20 protein-coding genes, 1 pseudogene and 1 riboswitch are annotated in these 20,142 nt (G+C 63.1%); of the genes and pseudogenes, 11 read left to right on the top strand and 10 right to left on the bottom strand.

The genetic code is table 11. From position 1 onward, the window contains the following. Positions 1 to 4: 4 nt before the first annotated feature. The 5 genes and pseudogenes from CSZ94_RS01620 to CSZ94_RS01600 form a co-directional block, all read right to left on the bottom strand. Complete coding sequence (locus CSZ94_RS01620) at positions 5 to 1,333, bottom strand: ATP-binding protein (RefSeq protein WP_102119878.1); 1,329 nt, start codon at positions 1,331 to 1,333, stop codon at positions 5 to 7. 87 nt (positions 1,334 to 1,420) lie between these two features. After that, a complete protein-coding gene (locus CSZ94_RS01615; protein ID WP_102119877.1) occupies positions 1,421 to 2,092 on the bottom strand; it encodes a hypothetical protein in 672 nt (223 codons plus the stop codon). Continuing rightward, positions 2,089 to 3,105, bottom strand: a complete 1,017-nt coding sequence (locus CSZ94_RS01610; RefSeq protein ID WP_102119876.1) for an MlaD family protein — start codon at positions 3,103 to 3,105, stop codon at positions 2,089 to 2,091. The genes CSZ94_RS01615 and CSZ94_RS01610 overlap by 4 nt, the downstream gene beginning before the upstream one ends. A 55-nt stretch (positions 3,106 to 3,160) precedes the next feature. Continuing rightward, positions 3,161 to 3,979, bottom strand: coding sequence for an MlaE family ABC transporter permease (locus tag CSZ94_RS01605; RefSeq protein WP_102119875.1), 819 nt, complete (start codon positions 3,977 to 3,979; stop codon positions 3,161 to 3,163). A gap of 69 nt (positions 3,980 to 4,048) precedes the next feature. Then, positions 4,049 to 4,198 (bottom strand): annotated as a pseudogene (locus CSZ94_RS01600) (LysR family transcriptional regulator); the annotation flags it as partial. A gap of 126 nt (positions 4,199 to 4,324) precedes the next feature. Here CSZ94_RS01600 and CSZ94_RS01595 point away from each other — a divergent pair. Further along, the gene (locus tag CSZ94_RS01595) at positions 4,325 to 4,669 is read left to right on the top strand and encodes a hypothetical protein (protein WP_180977318.1); all 345 of its coding nucleotides are present in this window, start codon (positions 4,325 to 4,327) and stop codon (positions 4,667 to 4,669) included. Between the two features lie 7 nt (positions 4,670 to 4,676). Here the strand turns inward: CSZ94_RS01595 and ribB are convergent, their stop codons facing one another. Then, positions 4,677 to 5,324, bottom strand: coding sequence for a 3,4-dihydroxy-2-butanone-4-phosphate synthase (gene ribB / locus CSZ94_RS01590; protein WP_102119874.1), 648 nt, complete (start codon positions 5,322 to 5,324; stop codon positions 4,677 to 4,679). Between the two features lie 95 nt (positions 5,325 to 5,419). Further along, positions 5,420 to 5,570, bottom strand: a riboswitch (FMN riboswitch). 184 nt (positions 5,571 to 5,754) lie between these two features. Between ribB and CSZ94_RS01585 the strand changes: the two genes are divergently transcribed. From CSZ94_RS01585 to CSZ94_RS01560, 6 genes are all read left to right on the top strand, one after another. Further along, positions 5,755 to 8,598 carry a M16 family metallopeptidase gene (locus CSZ94_RS01585; protein WP_102119873.1) on the top strand — a complete coding sequence of 948 codons (2,844 nt, stop codon included), beginning with the start codon at positions 5,755 to 5,757 and terminating at the stop codon, positions 8,596 to 8,598. Positions 8,599 to 8,692: 94 nt separating this feature from the next. Next, on the top strand, positions 8,693 to 8,890 hold the full coding sequence (locus CSZ94_RS01580; protein ID WP_102119872.1) for a hypothetical protein: 198 nt from the start codon (positions 8,693 to 8,695) through the stop codon (positions 8,888 to 8,890). A gap of 122 nt (positions 8,891 to 9,012) precedes the next feature. Next, positions 9,013 to 10,599 (top strand): methyl-accepting chemotaxis protein, encoded by a 1,587-nt coding sequence (locus tag CSZ94_RS01575; protein ID WP_102119871.1) that lies wholly within the window; start codon positions 9,013 to 9,015, stop codon positions 10,597 to 10,599. An 82-nt stretch (positions 10,600 to 10,681) separates the two neighbouring features. Continuing rightward, on the top strand, positions 10,682 to 11,551 hold the full coding sequence (locus CSZ94_RS01570) for a ThiF family adenylyltransferase (protein WP_102119870.1): 870 nt from the start codon (positions 10,682 to 10,684) through the stop codon (positions 11,549 to 11,551). Then, a complete protein-coding gene (locus CSZ94_RS01565; RefSeq protein ID WP_308410527.1) occupies positions 11,548 to 12,660 on the top strand; it encodes a nitroreductase family protein in 1,113 nt (370 codons plus the stop codon). The genes CSZ94_RS01570 and CSZ94_RS01565 overlap by 4 nt, the downstream gene beginning before the upstream one ends. 2 nt (positions 12,661 to 12,662) lie before the next feature. After that, the gene (locus CSZ94_RS01560) at positions 12,663 to 13,346 is read left to right on the top strand and encodes an acyltransferase (protein WP_102119942.1); all 684 of its coding nucleotides are present in this window, start codon (positions 12,663 to 12,665) and stop codon (positions 13,344 to 13,346) included. Here the strand turns inward: CSZ94_RS01560 and CSZ94_RS01555 are convergent. The 3 genes from CSZ94_RS01555 to CSZ94_RS01545 form a co-directional block, all read right to left on the bottom strand. After that, positions 13,327 to 14,313 (bottom strand): EDSAP-1 family PEP-CTERM protein, encoded by a 987-nt coding sequence (locus CSZ94_RS01555; protein WP_102119869.1) that lies wholly within the window; start codon positions 14,311 to 14,313, stop codon positions 13,327 to 13,329. The two genes, CSZ94_RS01560 and CSZ94_RS01555, sit on opposite strands and share 20 nt — an antisense overlap. A gap of 101 nt (positions 14,314 to 14,414) precedes the next feature. Next, on the bottom strand, positions 14,415 to 15,398 hold the full coding sequence (locus tag CSZ94_RS01550; RefSeq protein ID WP_102119868.1) for an EDSAP-1 family PEP-CTERM protein: 984 nt from the start codon (positions 15,396 to 15,398) through the stop codon (positions 14,415 to 14,417). Between the two features lie 190 nt (positions 15,399 to 15,588). After that, positions 15,589 to 16,845 carry a glycosyltransferase gene (locus tag CSZ94_RS01545; protein ID WP_258000718.1) on the bottom strand — a complete coding sequence of 419 codons (1,257 nt, stop codon included), beginning with the start codon at positions 16,843 to 16,845 and terminating at the stop codon, positions 15,589 to 15,591. Positions 16,846 to 16,961: 116 nt separating this feature from the next. Here CSZ94_RS01545 and CSZ94_RS27850 point away from each other — a divergent pair, with 116 nt between their 5' ends. From CSZ94_RS27850 to CSZ94_RS01535, 4 genes are all read left to right on the top strand, one after another. Continuing rightward, positions 16,962 to 17,135, top strand: coding sequence for a hypothetical protein (locus CSZ94_RS27850; RefSeq protein WP_180977317.1), 174 nt, complete (start codon positions 16,962 to 16,964; stop codon positions 17,133 to 17,135). Between the two features lie 273 nt (positions 17,136 to 17,408). Further along, positions 17,409 to 17,546, top strand: coding sequence for a hypothetical protein (locus tag CSZ94_RS27845; protein WP_166674638.1), 138 nt, complete (start codon positions 17,409 to 17,411; stop codon positions 17,544 to 17,546). A gap of 129 nt (positions 17,547 to 17,675) precedes the next feature. Then, positions 17,676 to 18,044 (top strand): hypothetical protein, encoded by a 369-nt coding sequence (locus tag CSZ94_RS01540; protein ID WP_102119866.1) that lies wholly within the window; start codon positions 17,676 to 17,678, stop codon positions 18,042 to 18,044. Positions 18,045 to 18,127: 83 nt separating this feature from the next. Continuing rightward, a complete protein-coding gene (locus CSZ94_RS01535) occupies positions 18,128 to 18,586 on the top strand; it encodes an acyl-CoA thioesterase (protein WP_102119941.1) in 459 nt (152 codons plus the stop codon). Positions 18,587 to 18,660: 74 nt separating this feature from the next. On the opposite strand, the gene CSZ94_RS01530 is transcribed toward CSZ94_RS01535, so the two are convergent. Beyond that, positions 18,661 to 20,067 (bottom strand): DEAD/DEAH box helicase, encoded by a 1,407-nt coding sequence (locus tag CSZ94_RS01530; protein WP_102119865.1) that lies wholly within the window; start codon positions 20,065 to 20,067, stop codon positions 18,661 to 18,663. Positions 20,068 to 20,142 lie beyond the last annotated feature (75 nt).

Here is a 20,142-nt window from a genome sequence, read left to right as displayed (position 1 = left end):
AAGGCTAGGGCACCGCCTGGGCCGCTGGCGGTGCTACGGGCAGGTGCACGGTAAAGCGCGTGCCCTGGCCCACTTCGGACGCCACCTCGATGCGCCCGCCGTGCTTGTTGACGATGCCGTACGACAGCGACAGGCCCAGGCCCGTGCCGCTGCCCACGGCCTTGGTGGTAAAGAACGGTTCGAAGATGCGGTTCAAGTGCTCGGGCGCGATGCCGGCGCCCGTGTCGCCGATTTCCACCCACACCCAGCCGTCTGCACGGCCCGTGCGGATGCTGATCACGCCTTCGCCGCTGATGGCATGGCCCGCGTTGACGAGCAGGTTCATGAAGACCTGGTTCAACTGCGAGGCCAGGCACAGTATCGGCGGCAGTTCGCCATACTGTTTCTCGATGCGCGCCTTGTATTTCAATTCGTTGGCGACGATGTTCAGGGTGCTGTCCAGGCCCGCATGCAGGCTGGCCACTTGCCAGTCCGTCTCGCCCACGTGGGAAAAATCCTTCAGCGCCTGCACGATGTCGCGCACGCGTTTCAAGCCATCCATCGATTCGCGCACCAGGTCCACCATGTCGTCCTGCAGGAAGGCCAGGTCGGCCTGCGCACGCACCTGGGCCACGCGCGCCGCCAGGGCCGGGCCGTCGAGCGGCTCTTGCATCGCCGCTTCATACTGGGCGATCACGCCGAACAGGGTGCCGACATAGCCTTGCAGCGAACTCATGTTGGAGTTGACGAAGCCGATCGGGTTATTGATTTCATGCGCGATGCCGGCCGCCAACTGGCCGATGGAAGCCATTTTTTCCGATTGCAACAACTGGTCGTGCGCTTCCTGCAGCTTGCTGATCAGTAGTTGCTGCTCTTCGCCGCGCGCCTGCAGCATCGCTTCCATGCGCTTGCGTTCGGTAATGTCCGTCAGCGAGCCGATCACCTCGAACGGCACGCCATGCTCGTCGCGCACCAGGCGCAGGCTGTCGTGCATCCACAGGTAGCTGCCGTCGTGCACGCGGAAACGGTATTCATAGGCGCGCGCGCCTTCGACGAAAATCTGCGCCAGGCTGGAAAAGATGCCGGGCGCATCGTCGGGGTGGATGTGGTCGAACCAGAAATTGGGGTCGGCCACCATGTCTTCGGGCGGGTAGCCCAGCACATTCAAGGCATTGTTGCTGACAAAGGTCATCTTGAAGTCGCCGCTGGGCACGGTGCAATAGATGATGGAGGGCGTATTGTCGAGCAGATATTGCAGGCGCACGGCCGTGCCGGCGGACGCATCCTCGTCAGGCGCTGCCCCGGCATGCCGGCTGGCATCGGGAGTGGAAAGGTCGAAATCCTCAAACTGCATGGTCTTACCTCGCTGCCTGCACGGCATGAATATCATGCTGGCTCGATTATGCCTGATTCTGCGTCGTTTGGGCCGTCATCGGCACGCTCAAGGCGCCAGCGGCTGCTCGACGATCGCCATGCGCCGCGCGATGTGTTGCGCCGCTTGCGTGTCGCCCGCCTGTTCGGCGCGCAGGCGTTGCACGCCCAGCCACGCCAGCAGCGGGCGGCGCCAGCCCTGGTCCGATGCCGTCGCCACGGCTGTATCGAGCAGCGACGGCGTGGCGCGGCTGGCGCGCAGCAGCACGCCGGCCGCCACCAGCTGCGACAGCGGGTCCTTGATGGCCGCCACGGCGCCGGCGGCGGCCGCGTCCGAGCTGGCGCTGGCGGCCGCCCGCTGCGCTTCCGGCAACAGGGCGATGTCGGCCGGCTGGGCCTGGCCAGCCAGCCAGGCCGCATACGCGCGCTCGGCGGCACTGGCGTCGGCGCGCAGGGCCTCAAAGCCGGCACAGTCCTCGAAGGCCAGGCTGGCCACGCGCGCGGCGCAGCGCAGCAGTTCGATGCGCGCCACCAGTTCGAGCTTGCCCGTGCCTGCCACCTGGCTGCGGGCGCGCCGGAATTCAGTCTGTTCGACCAGGGCGTTGCCGCTCAAATAAGCCGCTTGAAAGCGTTCGACGGAACTTTGCGCATTCATTTTCCAGTCCGGCACGGGCGGGCCGCTGGAGCAGGCGGCGAGCGCCGTCATGACCAGGGCAGGCAAGAGGATCTTGATATTTATCATGGCAGTTTGATCTCCGGATTGCGCTTGAATGGCCACTTGCGATTAATTTCATTGACCAGCTGCTCGACCTTGCGCAGATTGCTTTCCACGTCCGCGCGCAGCGGGCCCAGGTCGGCGGTCGCCGCCCTGGCGTTGGCGCCTACGGCCTGCGCCTCGACCAGCACGGCGTCGACCTTTTTCAGGCTGGCGCGCGTGTCGGCCAGCAGGGCGTTCAGCTGCACGATGGTGGCCTGCGCATCCGTCATGACGCCCTTGTCGCCAAACACGCGCGTATCGGCATTGGCCACCAGGCCATCGGTGCGGCGCGCCAGCTGGTCCGCCGTGAGTAACAGCGCGTTGGCCCGCTCGACCAGCAGGCGCGACTGCTTGTCGTCGCCCGTCAGCAAGCCCATGGCGCCGCCCGGGCCGCTCAGCTTGCCCGTCACGGCCTGCACATTGCGCAGGGTGCCGTCGAGGGCGGAATCGGTGCCCGTCAGGCTGGCCACATTGTTCAGCAAATCCTTGGCGGCGGCCAGCAGGCGGGGGATTTCCGCCGCCATGTCGCCCACCAGCAGGTCGCGCGTGGCGTCGTCGGGCAGCGGCGGATCCGTCAGGATGCCGCTGTAGGCGCGCAGTTTGGCGCCGCCCACGATGCCCCGTTCCAGGGTGAAGATGGAGCTGCTGCGCAGCCAGTGCGCATCCTTCCTTGGCACGTCGACGATGACGCGGGCCTTGCCGTCCGGCGCCAGCTCGATGCGCTGCACGCGGCCTATGGGGAAGCCGGAAAAGGTCAGGTCGGCACCCACGCCCACGCCGTCCGAATCGTCGGTCGTCAGCACCAAGGTTTGCGTTGCCTCAAAGGCGCCGCGCGCATACATCAGGTAGACGACGGAGCCGACCACCAGCACGAACATGAAGACGAGCAGGATGGCTGCCTTCAGTTCAGCGTGGCGCACGGGCGGCGGCGCGGGCAGCACAGCGTCGGGCGCCGTGACGTCGGTCTGGTCGGGATTCGGTGGTTGGCTCTGGCTCATGGCTTCTGGCTCTCGTATGGGTGGTTCGGGATCGCTGGCGGTGGCAGGCGGGGCATCAGTAGTAATTGCCCATCAGCGAAGCCACTTCGATCAGCAGGATGACGGAAAACAGGCGCAGCATCTCGGACAGGCCGTGCGCGGCCCACAGGCGGTTGCGCCGGCCGTGCGGCTCTTCCGGATAGTACGAGGAAGCCAGCGGTATCAGGGCCACGGCAAAGCTGAAGAAAATGACTTTGAGCAGCAGGATCAGGGCCACGGCCGGATTGAAGATTTGCCCCACCACGCGCGTATAGCCTTGCAGCGCCCACGGTGTAAAACCGTAGATGATGATGTAGGCGAGGATCAGCGAGGTGACGCAGCTGACGATGGCCAGCATCCACACGGCGAAGATGCCGGACATGACGCGCGGAAAGTATTCGCGGCGCAACAGGTCGACGCCCTGGCGCTGCATGGTGTCGAGCATGCCGGAAGAGCGCATTTGCGCAAACGCAATGCCGTCGGGCAGTGTCAGGCGCAGGGCCACGAAGAGGGCGGCCGTCAGCGGTATCAGTTCCAGCACCAGCACGCGCACCACCATTTCCAGCGCATAGCGCGACAGGCCATAGCTTTGCGCGCTGACGACGACGATGCGGATCAGCACCAGGCTGACCAGCGCGCAGGCGACGCTGAACCACACCAGGTTGGGCGCCGTATTCGTCACCAGGCGGTGCGCCAGGATGGGGCGGTTGTCGCGGTTATAGCTCGATGGCGACACGGCCAGCGAAAACACGAGGGTGGCGAAATGCAGCATGCGCCACCAGCTGACCAGCCAGGCCATGGTGGCCCGGTGCAGGCGGCGCAGGCTGATGATGAGGGAGACGGAGAGGGTCATCATGGCATCTTAACATTGGATGCGTTCGATACAAGCGATTCCCCGGCCGTGCAACCGTGCGCGGGTGGCCCGCTATGGGCCCGCCACGCTGGCAAGGATGGCGTCGGCCGCCGCCCGCACGCGGGCGGAGCGGTTCAGGTCGGCATGCATGAGCAGCCAGACGTCATAGGCTTGCGCCCGCTCGGGCCAGATGCGCACCAGCTGCGGGGCTATATCGCCCAGGCCCGCGCGCTCTGTTTCACAGCAGCAGTTTTGCCGCGGCCAATGGCGTGGGTTTTTTGATCAATTTCTGTGTGTTCGGCCAGCTGTTTTTATTGAGCCTGTTCCTGCAGCAGTCTGGCGGCGCCGATGCTGCTAGGCTTGCCGGTAGGCGCCGTGATGGCCTCGCTGCTGATGAGACTGCGCCGCGGCACGCCGTACGCTTTGCTGGCGCTGGGCACGGCCCTCATGAACGTGGCCATCGGTATCGCCATTCCCGCCATTCCCGCCATGACGGCCAGCGTGATGCGGGTGGCCGGCAAGCAGCATGCGAACAGCGCGGCGGCGGCCCTGATCGGCAGCATCCTGCACATGCTGCAGGACTGGTCGCTGCGCTTGCCGCTGGCCTACGCGACGATCACCGCCGCGTATGGCCTGGTGGCCTGCCTCGTGTACAAACATGTACATTTTCCGAAGGCGGCAGCCGCCGCCTGAAGCAAGCTTACTGTTCGCGCGTGCTGCGCCACGCCACCAGTTCTTCGATGGTGAGAATCGGCATGCCATGCAGTTCGGCGAAGCGCTCGATAGCGTCGCCGCGCATCATGCTGCCGTCAGGATTCATCAGTTCGCACAGCACGGCGGCCGGGTTCAGGCCCGCCATGCGCGACAGGTCGACGGAACCTTCCGTGTGGCCACGGCGCTCGAGCACGCCACCGGGCGCGGCGCGCAGGGGGAAGACGTGGCCGGGACGCACCAGGTCGGAAGGCTTGGCGTCCGGGGCGATGGCGGCGCGGATGGTGGTCACGCGGTCGGCGGCCGAGACGCCCGTCGTGACGCCGTCGCGTGCCTCGATGGAGACCGTGAATGGCGTGCCGTAGCGGCTGCCGTTGTCGGGCGACATGGGCGGCAATGCCAGCGTGCTGACGACGTCCGTGGGCAGGCACAGGCAAACGATGCCGCTGCATTCGCGGATCAGCAACGCCATGGTTTCGTGCGTGATTTTCTCGGCCGACAGGATCAGGTCGGCTTCGTTTTCACGGTCGAAATCGTCGAGCAGGATGACGGGAATGCCGGCGCGCATGGCGGCCAGGGCGGACTGGATACGACCTTCCAGGTCGTTGGAAAGCAGGGTATAGCTGTTGACTAACATGGTGAAACGCTCCTCGCATAGGCGAAAAACGCTGCAGGGCAAGCGAATAGACGCAACTGGCCGCATCGACAGGTCGATGGGACATCGCGTTTACTGCACATCTTCTTTCATCCGGACTATACCGTCGGCTCTGGAGTCACACCAGATCTGCTGACCCTGTCAAACGACGTTTGACAGGCGCTCGCGGGCTTGACCGTTGCCGTTCTTACCGCCGGTGGGGAATCGCACCCCGCCCCGAAGACGTATTGTTGTGCCGGTCCACATGACCGGCGACAATACTTTAGCACAGATGAAAAGCATGGCGGGGCAAGGTTGCGTTTGTCATTCGGCAAAGTTGCCTGGGAAACGCAGGTTTTCCTAAGCTGTTTTTAATGGCGGAAAGACGATTTCAGTGTAAGGTACGCTTACTGAATCTTACCGTTGAGAATACATGAAGCTGAGTAAATTACGCCTGATCTCGGGCGCCGTCTTGCTGGCGTGCGCCTGCATGGCCCAGGCAGAAATCCGTTTGAGCGATCCCCTGCCGCTGGCACCAGAAGTGACCGTCGGAAAACTGCCGAACGGCTTGACCTATTACATCAAGAAAAATGCCCGTCCCGCCCAGAAAGTGGAATTACGGCTGGTGGTGAAAGCCGGTTCCATCCTGGAAGACGATGACCAGCAAGGCCTGGCGCATTTCACGGAACACATGGCCTTCAATGGCTCCACGCATTTCAAACGCAACGAACTCATTTCCTATTTGCAATCGATCGGCGTGAAGTTCGGCGCCGACCTGAATGCTTACACGAGCTTTGATGAAACCGTGTACGTGCTGCCGATTCCCACGACGAAAAAGGACAACCTGGAAAAGGGTTTCCTCGTGCTGGAAGACTGGGCGCATGGCTTGAAATTCAATCCGGCCGACATCAACAGCGAGCGCGGCATCGTGCTGGAAGAGGCGCGTCTGGGCAAGGGCGCCAGCGACCGCATGAACAAGGTCTTGTATCCGAAGCTGCTGAACGGTTCGCGCTATGCGGAGCGCATGCCGATCGGCAAGGAATCGGTCTTGAAAACGTTCAAGCCGGAAGCCATCAAGCGTTTCTACAAGGATTGGTACCGTCCCGACCTGATGGCCGTGATGGTGGTCGGTGACGTGGAGCCGAAACAGGCTGAAAAGCTGATCCAGCAACATTTCGGCAAGCTGAAAAACCCCGCGAAACCGCGTCCGCGCCTGTATGCGGAAGTGCCGCAGCGCTCGCAGACGGAAGCGCTGGTGATCACGGACAAGGAAGCGCCCGACGACACCGTGTTTATCCGCTACCCGATCCGCGCCGCGCAGGAGCCCGTCAGCATTGCCGATTACCGCCGCCAGATGATTGAAAACCTGTATGGACAGATGCTCAGCGCGCGCATGCAGGAATTGACGCAACAGGCGAACCCGCCCTTCATCCAGGGCGGCAGCAGCATGGGCAAGCTGGTGCGCGGTTATGAATCGTTCAGCGCCTATGCCTTGCTGGGCAAGGGCGGCGTGCAGCCGGCCGTCGACGCGCTGGTGCAGGAAGATGAGCGGGCGCGCCGCTTCGGTTTCAGCCAGGATGAGCTGGACCGGGCGCGCAAGAACATGCTGCGCAATTACGAGCGCGCATACAGCGAGCGCGACAAGTCCGATTCGTCGGGCTTTGTGGCCGAGTATTCGCGCAACTTCCTGGAGCAGGAAGCCATTCCCGGCATCGCCAACGAGCTGATGTATGCGCAGGCACTCTTGCCGCAGGTGACCTTGCAGGAAATCAATGAGACGGTCGCCAGGGTCATCCCCGACCAGCAAAAGAAACTGGTGGTCTTCATGGGCGCCGAGCCGAAAGCGGGCGATACGGCCTCCGCTGTGCCGACGCAGCAGCAGTTGCTTGACGCGGTCGCGCAAGCCGAGCGGCAGAAAGTCGCGCCGCGCACGGAAAAAGTCTTGGCCAGCAAGCTGATGGATGGCCCGCCGGCCGGTGGCAGCGTCGTCGCTGAAAAGTTGAATAGCGCCATCGGCGTGACGGAGCTGACTCTGGGCAATGGCGTGCGCGTGCTGCTGAAACCGACGGACTTCAAGAATGATCAGGTGCTGATGGGCTCGACGCGTTTCGGCGGCCAGTCGCTGTTTGGCGACGCCGATATCTACAACGCCCGCTATGCCAGCGCCGTGGTCGGCAGCATGGGCTTGAAGGACATGGCGCCGCTGGAATTGCAAAAGGTTCTGGCCGGCAAGACGGTCAATGTGGGCGCTTCGTTGGGCGAACTGAGCGAAGGCTTTGGCGGTTCGGCCAGCAGCGCCGACGTGGAAGCGATGCTGCAACTGGTGTATTTGTATTTCCATGACGTGCGCAAGGATGCGGGCCTGTACCAATCCTTCATCGGCAAGCAGCAGGACCTGGCGAAAAACAGCATGGCGCAGCCGGAAGCCGTGTTCTACGATGCCATCCAGCACGCCATGTTTGGCGACAACCCGCGCGTCGATGGCGTGCCGCGCGCGGCCGACTTCGACAAGGTGGGCCTGGACCGCGCGCTGGAGATCTTCCGCCAGCGCTTTTCCAGCGCGCGCGACATGACCTTCATCTTCACGGGCAGCTTCGAACTCGACAAGATCAAGCCGCTGATCGCCAGCTATCTGGGCACCTTGCCCGTGGCCGAGGTGCCGCACGCCTACCGCGACGTGGGCATGCGCCCGGTGGCAGGGATCGTCAAGAAGGATATCTACATGGGCAGCGAGCCGAAGAGCACGATTTCCATCACCTTCAATGGCGACGCTGCGTATTCGGACGAGCAAAAACTGACCCTGCAGGCGCTGGGCGAGGTGCTGAACCTGAAAGTCATCGAAGTGCTGCGCGAAAAGATGAGCATGATCTATGGCGGCGGCTTTGAAACCACCATGGGCCAGCATCCGTATGGCCATTACTCGGTGGCGCTGAACTTGCCGACGGGGCCGGAAAACGTGGACAAGGTGATCGCCGCCGCCTTTGCCGAAATCAACAAGATGAAGGCCGAGGGGCCGTCCGTGGCCGACCTGGAAAAGGTCAAGCTGAACTGGATTACGCGCCAGCAGAAATCCTTGCGCGAAAACAACTACTGGATGAACCAACTGATGGGTTCGGTGACGCAGGGCCGCGATCCCGCGCAGATCCTGCGCTACGCGCAGCGCGTGCGGGCCATCACGCCGCAAGCCGTCAAGCAGGCGGCGCAGCGCTACCTGGACATGCACAACTACGTGCAGGTGGTGTTGTATCCGGAACGTAAAAAAGTTGCCTCCAAGTAAACTTAATTGTTGCATTGCAGGGGCAGCAGGGCGGCGAAGCTGTTAAACTGCTGCTGATGGATTTGATCGCAATTTAACAAGCAAGGAATGCACGATGGCTAAGAAAGAAGAACTCGATCCGGAAACCCTGGAATTGATCAACTGGTGTATCGAGGTTGAAGGCTTTCTGGTGGCCGGCGGCGCCACCATGGCGCAGGCGCAAGACCATATCGAAGAGCAGGTCGAGTGGTTTACCGACCAGTTCTACGACGGCTTGACGCCGGAAGAGGCGGCCAAGGAAGCCTTGGCCTGACCTGCAACAATGACTTACAGCGGGCGGTGCCTGCCGGGCACAGCCCGGTAGCGCCGTCCGTTTTGCTTTTCTGAAAAGATTTCCATCGGGCAATTGAATTTTCTATTGACTTCCAGGTAGCCATGACTCTCCGTTCGCGCATTCTTTTATTGTGTTTCAGCACTTTGCTGGGCATTGTCCTCATCGCCTCTTTTTCCCTGTATTCATTGCGCCAGACCATGATGGCCGAGAGGGTCGAGCAATTGACGGTGCTGGTGGAGCTGGCCAATGCCTCGGTGGAAAAGGCGTATGCGCTGGAACAGTCGGGCAAGCTCACGCGTGAGCAGGCTCAGCAGCAGGCCAAGCTGGCCATCGGCAGCTTCGCCAAGGACGAGATGTATTACTTTGTGCGCGATTTCAGTACCGACTTGCTGTATGTGCACCCGAATGCCTCGCGCATCGGCGTGTCGCAAAAGAATATGCAGCAGTCGGGCGACCGCTATCGCGCGGCCCTGGCCACCAGCCGCATCGGCCTGGTGCAGGCGGATGGCACGCGTCCCGGCGTGAAGGACCCGGTGGCGAAGATGTATGCCGTGGTGAAATTTGCGCCGTGGGACTGGCTGATCGGCACGGGCACCTACATCGATGACATCAACCACAAGTTCTGGGCTCAGGCCGGCGTGCTGCTGGCCATCGGCGGCGCGCTGATGCTGGTGGTGGGCGCCCTGGCGGCCTTGATGCTGCGCCGCATCCTGGGCCAGCTCGGTGGCGAACCCGACTATGCGGCGGCCATCGTGGCGCAAATCGCCAAGGGCGACCTGACCACGCAGATCGACACGCGCCCCGGCGATACGGACAGCCTGTTGATGGCGATCAAGGCCATGCGCGACAACCTGGCGCACCTGGTGAGCCAGGTGCGCAACGATGCCGATGCCATTTCCACGGCGTCGGGCGAGATTGCTTCGGGCAACCACGACCTGTCGGCGCGCACGGAGCAGCAGGCGGGATCCCTGGAAGAAACGGCCTCGACCATGGAAGAAATGACCTCCACCGTGCGCCAGAATGCGGACAATGCGCGCCAGGCCAACCAGCTGGCTATTTCTGCCTCGCAAGTGGCGACGCAGGCGGGCGGCGTGGTGAGCCAGGTGGTCGACACCATGGGCGCCATCAATGCCTCGTCGAAAAAGATCGGCGACATCATTGCCGTCATCGACGGCATCGCCTTCCAGACGAATATCCTGGCCTTGAATGCCGCCGTGGAAGCGTCGCGCGCGGGCGAGCAGGGCCGTGGCTTTGCCGTCGTCGCCAGTGAAGTGCGCAATCTGGCGCAACGCTCGGCTGCCGCTGCCAAGGAGATCAAGCAATTGATCGACAGTTCCGCCGAGCAAGTGGGCGCCGGTGAAAAACTGGTGGCGCTGGCGGGCGAGACGATGGAAAAAGTCGTTTCCAGCGTGCAGCATGTGACCGATATCGTGGCCGAGATTTCCTCGGCCAGCGCCGAGCAGAGCGCCGGCATCGAGCAGATCAACCAGGCCATCGTCGAGATGGATAACATGACGCAGCAAAACTCGGCCCTGGTCGAGCAGGCTTCGGCGGCGGCGCAAGCGATGAACGAGCAGGCGGCCGGGCTGGCGCAGATCGTCAGCGTGTTCAAGGTGGGCGCAGTGGCGCGGCAGGCCGCGGCACCCTCGCGCGCGGCACCGGCAGCGCAGCGCCGTCTGGCGCGCTAAGGCGTCGTCATAGCGGGAACTTATCGCCCAACCGTCTGTCAAACTATTCTTGGTCCTTAGCTGACGCATAGAAGAGGTAAGCATGACAGATGGTTTTTCCTATCAGGCGGCGTTTTCCCGCAACCTGGGCTGGGTCACGCAGGCGGAGCAGGACAGCTTGCGCGGCAAGCGCGTGGCCATTGCCGGCATGGGCGGCGTGGGCGGCGTGCATTTGCTGACCCTGGCGCGGCTGGGCATCGGCGCTTTTCACATCGCCGATTTCGACACTTTCGATATCGCCAACTTCAATCGCCAGGCCGGCGCCATGATGTCCACCGTGGGCCAGCCCAAGGTGGCCGTGCTGGCGCAGATGGCGCATGATATCAATCCCGAACTGGAGATTAAACAATTTCCTGACGGCATACACGACAGCAATCTGGCCGCGTTTTTTGCCGGTGTCGACCTGTATGTAGACGGCCTGGATTTCTTTGCCTTTCCCGCGCGCCAGTCCACCTTCGCCAGTTGCGCGCGCCTGGGCATCCCTGCCATCACGGCCGCGCCGCTGGGCATGGGCACGGCTGTGCTCAGTTTCATACCGGGCGGCATGACGTTCGAAGAGTATTTTGGCTGGGGCGACTTGCCTGAAGAAGAAAAAGCTTTGCGTTTTCTCGTCGGGCTGGCGCCGGCCGGCTTGCATGGCCCTTACCTGGTCGACCCGGCGGCCATCAACCTGAAGGAGCGGCGCGGGCCATCGACCATCATGGGTTGCCAGCTGTGCGCGGGCGCGGCCGCCACCGAGGCGCTGAAAATACTCTTGAAACGCGGCAAGGTCATGGCGGCGCCGCACGGCATGCATTTCGACGCCTACCGCAACAAGCTCGTGCATACCTGGCGTCCCGGTGGCCATCGTCATCCGCTGCAACGGCTGACGATGGCCGTCATCAAGCGGCGCCGCGCCGCGCAGGGGGCATGATGGCGCAAGCACCGCTGAGCGCGCAGATCGATCCTGTGCTGGAAAACATTCTCGACCAGGCGCGCTGGGCGCCCAGCGGCGACAATACGCAGCCGTGGCGCTTTGAAGTCGTGGCGCAGCGCCATGTCGTCGTGCATGGCTTCGATACGCGCAGCCATTGCGTGTACGACCTCGACGGCCATCCCAGCCAGCTATCGCTGGGCGCCTTGCTCGAAAGCATGGCACTGGCGGCCAGCAGCCATGGCTTGCGCATGGAAGCGCACCGGCACGGCGGCTTGCCCGATACCTTGCCCACGTTTGACGTGCACTTTATTGCCAGTCCCGGCATGCTGCCCGACCCGCTGGCGGCCTTCCTGCCGCAGCGCAGCGTGCAGCGGCGACGGCTCAGCACGCGCCACCTGCGCGCCAGCGAAAAGGCGGCGCTGGCGGCCAGCCTGCCGCCTGGCTACGGTGTGCAGTGGTTCGAAGGCTGGCGCGCGCGCCTGGCTTGCGCGCGCCTGATGTTCGACAATGCGAAGCTGCGCCTGACCATGCCCGAAGCGCACAAGGTACACCGCGACGTGATCGAATGGGGTGCGCGCTTCAGCAGTGACCGCATCCCGGAGCAGGCGCTGGGCGTCGACCCGATGACGGCGCGCCTGATGCGCTGGGTCATGCACAGCTGGCGCCGCGTGGATTTTTTCAATACCTGGCTGGGGGGCACCATCGCCCCGCGCCTGCAGATGGACTTGCTGCCGGGCCTGTATTGCGCTGCGCATTTCATACTGCTGGCCGATGCGCCGCCGCGCCATATCGACGATTACGTGGCGGCGGGCCGCGCCATGCAGCGCTTCTGGCTGACGGCCACGCAGCTGGGCCTGCAGTTGCAGCCGGAACTGACGCCGCTGATCTTCGCCCGTTATGTGCGCGAACGGCGGGCCTTTTCGCGCACCGACGGCATGCTGGCGCTGGCGCAGGAACTGGCGCGGCAATGCCAGGCCGTGCTGGGTGCGGTGGTATTCGAGCGGGCCGTGTTCCTGGGCCGCATCGGCGCCGGCCCGGCGGCCCAGGCGCGCTCCTTGCGCCGGCCGCTGCAAGACCTGATCGTGGCGCCGGCCAGGGGGGAGTGAGCATGCGTGAGATACAGCCCAGGGAGATCCTGTTTTTTCTATGTCTGCTGGCGTTGATCCTGGCGCTGGGCATCGCCAGCACGGCCTGGCTGCTGGGCGCGTTGCCGTTGGGGGACTTCCGCGGCGTGGCGCTGGTGAGCGCCGCCGTGCTGTTCAGTTACCTGTATGCGTTCGCCGTGTACCGCCTCTTCCTGCGCCTGCTGCCGCTGCGCGATGGCGCCGCCGCGCCCGGCTCGCGCGCGGAATTCGCTGTCAACGTCAACATCCTGTTTTACCTGTTGCTGTTCAATACCTTGATCCGCACGCATTTCTTGCCCTTGCCGCTGCTGCGCCTGGTGTACCTGGCGCTGGGCGCCCGGCTCGGGCGCAACACCTACAGCGCGGGAGCCCTGCTCGATCCCCCCTTGACCACGATCGGCAGCAATACCATCGTCGGCCATGACGCGGTGGTGTTCGCCCACGTGATCGAAGGCCAGCGGCTGGAGTTGAAGCGCGTGGAAATCGGCGACGGCGTGACCATCGGCGCGCACGCCGTGATCATGGCCGGCGCGCGCATCGGCGACGGTGCCATCATTTCCGTGGGCGCCGTACTAACCAAGGATAGCGTGGTGGGCGCCGGCGAAATCTGGGGCGGGATTCCCGCGCGCCTGTTGAAAAAAAGGGTGGCTAGCAGTGGTGGCGAATGAGGGCCAGTCCCAGCAAACCCAGTCCCAGCAAGGCCAGGGTGCCTGGCGCCGGTATCGGCGTTGTCTGTGGAGCGAAGATGAGGTCGACGCTGTTCTTGATGTCCAGGACCAGGGTGTAGTTGCCCGCCACCAGATTGTCGCTCAGCGCGCTGAAGCTGCCGTCGCAGCCCGTGCCGGTGCCGTTGCCCGTGGGCGCGCCGCAGCCGATGCGGTCGTAGGTGAACAGGCTGCCATTGGTCAGCGGTGTTTGCGCATAGCCCGTATTCAGGTTGGCCCCATCGGCCAGTTCTGTGCCGCCCAGGATGCCGGAACCGATGAGGCCGTCAGGTGTCCAGTTGAACACGATCTGGCCGCTGGCGTCGATGATGGAAAAGCTGAGCGTCATATTGGCCGTGACGGAGGAGCCCTTGCCGGCCGTGGCATCGAGATACAGTTGCATGAAGGGCGCGGCTTGGAAATTAAACGCAATGGTCGCCCCCGGTTCGCCGACGACAAGGTTGACGGCCATGGCCGTGGTGGAACCATTCCGTCCGGAGGCATCGGCGCTGCCCATGCCGGGCAGGAAGGCTTCGGCTGCGTTGGCCGTATTCGTACTGGTCGAGCCTGGCGGAAACGGGGGAATCTGCGAGCTGATGATCTGCGCTTCGCCGCGCGAGTAGGCGCTGCCGCCCATGCCTTGCCGTGAAAAATCATTTTCCCCCTTGCTGACGGCGCCAACGGTCGCTTGCGGCGCATCAATGATGTTGCTGCCGCCGCGGATGACGCTGCGGCCGTTGAGGGTGGCGGTGGTGCGCGATAAATCGACGTTGTTGAGCACGGTGATGGCGCCGCTGGGATTGCTGATCGTCAAGCCGAAGACGTTGTTGTATGAATAGCCGTAGGCGCTTGCGCCGGCGCCGGCGCTGGCGCCCAGCAGCAGCAGGGCCAGCATGGTCGCCGGCAGGCGTGTGCGGGAAAATACGCTCATGTGGAGTCCTTGGCTCATGCTCCGGGTGGTGGTGGTCGTCAAGAAAACCGACAGAAAAAAGGCGAGGAAACGTCGCTCGCCTGTCAACGTCTCCGTTGTCTCTATCCGGCGGCCATTTTCCGGCGGCTGGCATAGCCAAGGCCCGCCAGGCCCAGGCCCAGCAGGGCCAGGGTGCCGGGTTCTGGCGTCGCCGCCTGTTTGACCAAGTCCACGCTCTCCACGGCATTCAAGGTCAAGGTGTAGTTGCCGGCCAGCAGGGTATTGGTTAGTGCGCCATAGGCGCCGCCGCAGGTCGTGCCCACGCCTGTGCCCGTGGGCGTGCCGCAACCGCTGGGATCGTAGGTAAGCAGATTGCCACGCGTCAGGTAGGTGGTCCCCAGGTTGGTGTTCAGGTTAGCCGCATCGGCCGATTCCGTGCCGCCTACGATGCCGGAACCGATCACGCCGTCGGGCGCCCAGTTGAACACGATGGCGCCGGCGGCGTCGGTGATGGTGAACGTGACCGCCAGGTTGGCGGTGGCGGTCGACTGCAGGCCGACATCGTTGTTCAGAAATACCTGCATGAAAGGCGAGGCCAGGAAATCGAAACTCAGGGTGGCCGTTGGTGAGCCAACCACGAAATTGACCGAGAACCCTGTGGCCGATCCATTGCGGCCCGATGCGTCGGCCGTGCCCGGACCATCCAGGTGGGCTTCGGCCACGTTGACGGCCTGGGTCGAGGTGGCGCCAGGCGGGAACGAGGGGAACTGCGTGCTGACGATCTGCGCGTCGCCGCGCGAGAACGTGCCGAGCGGGCCTTGTTGCGTGAAGTTGTTTTCACCCTTGGTCACGGCGCCGACGGCGGAACGGGGCGCATCGATTGAACCCGCGCCGCCATTGATCACGCTCACGTTATTGAGGGTCGCCGTGCTGCGCGAGATCGTGGTGCTGTTTGCCAAGGTGATCACGCCGGTCGGGTTGTTGATTGTCAAGCCGAAGATGTTGTTGTAGGAATAGCCATAAGCACCTGCGTGGGCGCTACCGGCGGCGCACAGCATGGCCAGCGCCGCTGCGGCCGGGATCAGCTTCAGTTGGGACAGTTTCATTTGGGTTACCTCACGTCACGTGGATGGATGGATGTCTTGCCTGAGTCCTGTGGGCAGGTGCTCATGGCCACTACTAAGCGACTTCCATGCCAACGCTGGCATCCCTTTATGAATCAATAACTTGGATGGATTTTGTTGACTCCTGGCAGCTGCCGTCAGGCACGCTGTAAGAAAAACCGACGCCGTGGCTTCAAGGCTGGCTGTCGCCGTGGGGAGATGGCGAGAACAGGGTCTGCATGCCTGCCTGCAAGCGTTTTTCCGGCACATAGGCCTGGAATGCGGCGGCCAGCTGCCGCGCGGCCAGCCTTGCCCGGCTATCGTCCAGCAAGCGCGTGGCCGCATGGCGCAAGGCGGTTTCCCGGAAGCGGTCGGCGCGCAGCAGGAGTCCGGCGCCAGCGCCAACGATGGCATGCATGTTCAGGAATTGGTCGAGGTTGCTGGCAATGCCGATGACGGGCACGCCCGCCGTCAGCGCCTGCTGGCTGGTGGGGCTGCCGCCATTGCAGATCACCAGGCTGGCGCGCCGCGCGGCGGCATCGCCGGGCAAGAATGGCGCGACAAAGGCATTCGGCGGCACGGTATCGATGCGGATCGTGCCGGCGGTGGCCGCCAGCACGATGACGGGCAGGGGCGCCAGCGCGCGCAGCACGCGCGGCAGCAATTGCCCCTGGCCGGAGCTACCCAAGGTGACATAGATGATGGGCCGTCCGGTGCTCAGTTCCGGACGCTGCCACCAGTCCGGTAAGTCGAGCGGCGGCGCCCAGATGATGGCGCCCAGGTAGTCGTGCGTGGGTGGCATGGCCTGCGGCGGGAACAGTTGCGGAATATCCGCGTATAGGGTGCGGTCGGCATCCGTATAGATGCGCCGCAGGTCGCTGCCCAGCGATGGCAGGCCATGGCGGCGGCGCACGCGGTTCAGGGGCACGGCATGCGAGGCGAAGGCCAGCGGGCGGATCAAGCGGAACAGGGGGTGGGCCAGCCAGATGGGCAGCATGCCTGTCAGGGGCAGGCTGGGTACCGTGTAGTGCTGGCGCACGTAGGGACTCCAGTAGGCATTGCTGATGGTGATGTAGGGAATGTGCTGCAGGCGCGCGCTGACCGACAGCGACAGGCGAAAGTCGCCGATCACCAGATCGGGCTGGACGGCATTAAGCAGGCGCAAGTCGTCTTCCACATACGCGTGCAGGGTGCTTTCCGTGTAGACGGGCTTGCCGTGGGCCAGCGCGTGCAGGAATTGCAGCGATGAAATACTATCGATGCGCCAGCGCCGGAAGGGGGCTTGCTTGAAACAAAAGTCATAGCCATCGGCGCAGGCAAAATGCACCTCATATTCTTCCTCGTCCAAGCCTTGGGCCAGGCTCAGGGGGCGGCCGACATGGGCCAGGGTCACTGCCTCGGCCATAAAGAGTATTTTCTTGCGCGCCATGGGGATCGCTTGCACTCGCATGAGGAGGTACCTGCCAGGTTGGAGTGGCGTCACGCCATTTAGTTCCCGCAGTTGTTTGCCACTTGCGGGCGCCAGGATTTGGCCGTATCGGCTACAGTGGGGTAAAGGAGGTCACCATGCAAGCACAATCCCGTCATGCCCCGCTGCGTGCGCACAGCACGCCCGAACCTGATATGCCGCCACCACCAGAAGGCGATCCCCTCACGCCGCCGCCAGAACAGCCGCCCCATATCGACCCCGTGCCGGTCGAGGAGCCGACGCCGCCACCACCGCCCGTGAAAATGCATTGACCGGGTCGCGGTGCGTGGCGAGTCGTTCGCGGCCCACGGCCATGGCGCAGGACGCTCCCGTCATGGCGGGGAGGGGAGGCGCGCGCCATGTTTATTTCCAATCGGAAATGGACTGCGCGATGGCCGCCAGCGCCACGCCATTTAAACAACAAAAATGCCAATAAACGTTGCCGAGTGGATACAAATCAAGCGCTAACTGCTGTGTGTCATGCGGCCGTCACGATTCTGTTCTTATAATAAGACATCATAAAAATTCTTGTACAGGAGACCATCATGGGCAATTCCTTGCATAACAAAATCTACCTGGGCCGGCGCCCTGTGATCACCAGTAAAAACCTCGCAGCGCTGGCCCTGGCGGGCGCCGTGGCCGGTTGCGGCCTGGCGTGGCTGCTGCTGCGCACCTACAAATAAGCGCGCTCCACGTGCATTCTCAGCACGCCGTCCGTGGGGCGGGCGGCGACTCAATCACGTTGCCTGTTGCCGATGCGCAGCGGGGCGCGTACCATGGGGGCCGAACACCTGGCCTTTTATGGAAAAGTAATGAAGAACGAGAAATTAACAACCGATGAATATGACGCGCTGGAGCAAGTGGCGCGCGGTATCAAGACCGAGCGTCCCAGTGCTTGCGTTGCCCGCAATGCCAAGCGCCTGTCCGGCCTGAAGCTGCTCAGCTACGCCCGTGATGGCCGCCTGTCCATCACCGAGAAAGCACAACAATTGCTGTTCCTGCGCCGCTGCATCACGGGTTTGCGCGCCGTCGCCGCCGATCCGCTGACCAAGCTGGACACGGAGGTGGCCTATTTCCTGGGCAAGAAAGCCCACATCGTGGCGCGCGCCGAAGGCGAGGGGCACGACATTTCCGACAAGGGCCGCGACTCGCTGGCCGACATCGACACTCTGGGCCTGTAAGGTCTACACCGGCCCCTGGGGCCGGTTTTCACATCCCCACTCTTTTTCTTATTTCCCCTTTGGAGAACACTTTGGACAGCGCGATGAACTGGTCGGCCCACGAACTGACGATGACGGTCTTGATGACGCCTGATATGGCCAACTTTTCCGGCAACGTGCACGGTGGCACCATCCTGAAATATCTCGATAGCGTCGCCTACGCCTGCGCCAGCCGCTATTCGGGCAGCTATGTGGTGACCCTGTCCGTGGACCAGGTGATGTTCTTGCAGCCGATACACGTGGGTGAGCTGGTGACATTCCTCGCCTCGATCAATTACACGGGCACGACCTCGATGGAAGTGGGCATCCGCGTGGTGACGGAAAACATTCAGCAGCGCCTGGTGCGCCACGCCAACAGCTGCTATTTCACGATGGTGGCCGTGGATGCCAACCGCAAGCCGGTGGCCGTGCCGCCGCTGGTGCTGGAAACGCCGGAGCAGAAAGTGCGTTTCGAACAAGCCAAGCTGCGCAAGCTGTCGCGCCAGAAGGTGTCGAAGAAGTAACTGCACCGGGCATAAAAAAACGGCCACCAGAGTGATCTGGTCGCCGTTTTTATTGCCTACCGCCTGCGCCGTGATTAACGGTCGCCGTAGCTGCGGCGTGCGCCGTCGGTGCTGCGCGGGTTGGAACCCTTGTAGCCGCCGCCCGTGCTAGGTGCGCCGTCTTTGCGTGGTGCGCCTGGCTTGCTGAACGTGCGTTGCGCTGGCTTCGCGCCGCCACGGTTGTCGCCTGGTTTCCAGCCGCCTGGACGGGCGCTCGAACGCGGTGCCGACGCCGTTTTCTTAGGCTCGAAACCTTCGATGACATTGACCGGGATCAATTGCTTGGTGAAGCGTTCGATGCGTTTGACATTCATGCCTTCAGCGTGGTTCACCAGCGAGATGGCCAGGCCATTGCGGCCAGCGCGGCCGGTACGGCCGATGCGGTGGACGTAGTCTTCCGGGAACTTCGGCAGATCGTAGTTGAACACGTGGGTGATCGTTGGCACGTCGATACCGCGGGCGGCAACGTCGGTGGCGACCAGCACTTTGACCTGGCCGCGGCGCATGCCGTCCAGGGTGCGGTTACGCGCGCCCTGATGCATGTCGCCGTGCAAGGCGGCAGCCGAGAAGCCGGCGATGTTCAGGCGGTCGGCGATGGTGTCGGCGTCACGCTTGGTGGCGGTAAACACAACAGCCTGGTCCAGCGTTTCGTCGCGCAGCAGGTGGTCCAGCAGGCGATTCTTGTGCGACAGATCGTCGACGAAGTGGACGCGCTGGGTGATGTTTTCATGCTTGTTCGACGAACCGGCGATCTGGATGACCAGCGGGTTTTTCGTGATGCGGCGGGCCATGTTGCCGACCACGCCGTCCAGCGTTGCCGAGAACAACATGGTTTGACGGCCTTCTGGCGTCGCGGCCACGATTTTTTCGATGTCGTCGATGAAACCCATGTCCAGCATGCGGTCGGCTTCGTCCAGCACCAGGATTTCCAGTTGCGAGAAGTCGATCTTGCCCGAGTCCATGTGGTCGATCAGGCGGCCTGGGGTGGCGACCAGGATTTCAGGATTCTTGGCCAACAATTGCATCTGTTTAGGGTAAGGCATGCCACCCAGAATCGACACAGCCTTGATGCGGCGGATGCCGGTGCTGTACTTGTCGGTATTGGTGGTGACTTGCAGTGCCAGTTCGCGCGTTGGCGTCAGCACCAGCATTTTTGGCTGGGCAGCCTTGAAACGTGGACGCTCGCCACGGGCGCGCGATGCTTGCATTTCCTGGTTTGGCGTCTTGCCGGCGGCGCTTTGTTCGGCGATGGCCAGTTTGTGCAGCGACGGCAGCATGAAAGCTGCGGTCTTGCCCGAACCGGTCTGCGACGAGACCAGCAGGTCACGGCCTTCGATCGCGGCTGGAATCGCTTGCAACTGTACCGCGGTTGGCGCGGTGTAGCCCGATTCGGTCAGAGCGGCGATGATGGACGGATGCAGGCCTAAGGATTCAAATGTCATTCTTTTCTTTCGTAAAAATCAGCGTTCTTGCAAAAAGCAGAACGCAAAATAGCAACGCCAACCAAAACGAAATGA

It is taken from the genome of Janthinobacterium sp. ROICE36 (assembly GCF_002869965.1).
Classification (GTDB): Bacteria; Pseudomonadota; Gammaproteobacteria; order Burkholderiales; family Burkholderiaceae_D; genus Janthinobacterium.
Note: the sequence above shows the minus strand (reverse complement) of the source record. Positions and strands in the feature narration are given on the sequence as shown.

What these genes read in the sequence shown, in the direction of transcription:
- CSZ94_RS01620 (WP_102119878.1), bottom strand. Translation starts at nt 1,333, where the DNA reads ATGCAGTTTGAGGATTTCGACCTTTCCACTCCCGATGCCAGCCGGCAT.
- CSZ94_RS01615 (WP_102119877.1), bottom strand. Translation starts at nt 2,092, where the DNA reads ATGATAAATATCAAGATCCTCTTGCCTGCCCTGGTCATGACGGCGCTC.
- CSZ94_RS01610 (WP_102119876.1), bottom strand. Translation starts at nt 3,105, where the DNA reads ATGAGCCAGAGCCAACCACCGAATCCCGACCAGACCGACGTCACGGCG.
- CSZ94_RS01605 (WP_102119875.1), bottom strand. Translation starts at nt 3,979, where the DNA reads ATGATGACCCTCTCCGTCTCCCTCATCATCAGCCTGCGCCGCCTGCAC.
- CSZ94_RS01595 (WP_180977318.1), top strand. Translation starts at nt 4,325, where the DNA reads ATGCTGCTAGGCTTGCCGGTAGGCGCCGTGATGGCCTCGCTGCTGATG.
- ribB (WP_102119874.1), bottom strand. Translation starts at nt 5,324, where the DNA reads ATGTTAGTCAACAGCTATACCCTGCTTTCCAACGACCTGGAAGGTCGT.
- CSZ94_RS01585 (WP_102119873.1), top strand. Translation starts at nt 5,755, where the DNA reads ATGAAGCTGAGTAAATTACGCCTGATCTCGGGCGCCGTCTTGCTGGCG.
- CSZ94_RS01580 (WP_102119872.1), top strand. Translation starts at nt 8,693, where the DNA reads ATGGCTAAGAAAGAAGAACTCGATCCGGAAACCCTGGAATTGATCAAC.
- CSZ94_RS01575 (WP_102119871.1), top strand. Translation starts at nt 9,013, where the DNA reads ATGACTCTCCGTTCGCGCATTCTTTTATTGTGTTTCAGCACTTTGCTG.
- CSZ94_RS01570 (WP_102119870.1), top strand. Translation starts at nt 10,682, where the DNA reads ATGACAGATGGTTTTTCCTATCAGGCGGCGTTTTCCCGCAACCTGGGC.
- CSZ94_RS01565 (WP_308410527.1), top strand. Translation starts at nt 11,548, where the DNA reads ATGATGGCGCAAGCACCGCTGAGCGCGCAGATCGATCCTGTGCTGGAA.
- CSZ94_RS01560 (WP_102119942.1), top strand. Translation starts at nt 12,663, where the DNA reads ATGCGTGAGATACAGCCCAGGGAGATCCTGTTTTTTCTATGTCTGCTG.
- CSZ94_RS01555 (WP_102119869.1), bottom strand. Translation starts at nt 14,313, where the DNA reads ATGAGCGTATTTTCCCGCACACGCCTGCCGGCGACCATGCTGGCCCTG.
- CSZ94_RS01550 (WP_102119868.1), bottom strand. Translation starts at nt 15,398, where the DNA reads ATGAAACTGTCCCAACTGAAGCTGATCCCGGCCGCAGCGGCGCTGGCC.
- CSZ94_RS01545 (WP_258000718.1), bottom strand. Translation starts at nt 16,845, where the DNA reads ATGCGAGTGCAAGCGATCCCCATGGCGCGCAAGAAAATACTCTTTATG.
- CSZ94_RS27850 (WP_180977317.1), top strand. Translation starts at nt 16,962, where the DNA reads ATGCAAGCACAATCCCGTCATGCCCCGCTGCGTGCGCACAGCACGCCC.
- CSZ94_RS27845 (WP_166674638.1), top strand. Translation starts at nt 17,409, where the DNA reads ATGGGCAATTCCTTGCATAACAAAATCTACCTGGGCCGGCGCCCTGTG.
- CSZ94_RS01540 (WP_102119866.1), top strand. Translation starts at nt 17,676, where the DNA reads ATGAAGAACGAGAAATTAACAACCGATGAATATGACGCGCTGGAGCAA.
- CSZ94_RS01535 (WP_102119941.1), top strand. Translation starts at nt 18,128, where the DNA reads ATGAACTGGTCGGCCCACGAACTGACGATGACGGTCTTGATGACGCCT.
- CSZ94_RS01530 (WP_102119865.1), bottom strand. Translation starts at nt 20,067, where the DNA reads ATGACATTTGAATCCTTAGGCCTGCATCCGTCCATCATCGCCGCTCTG.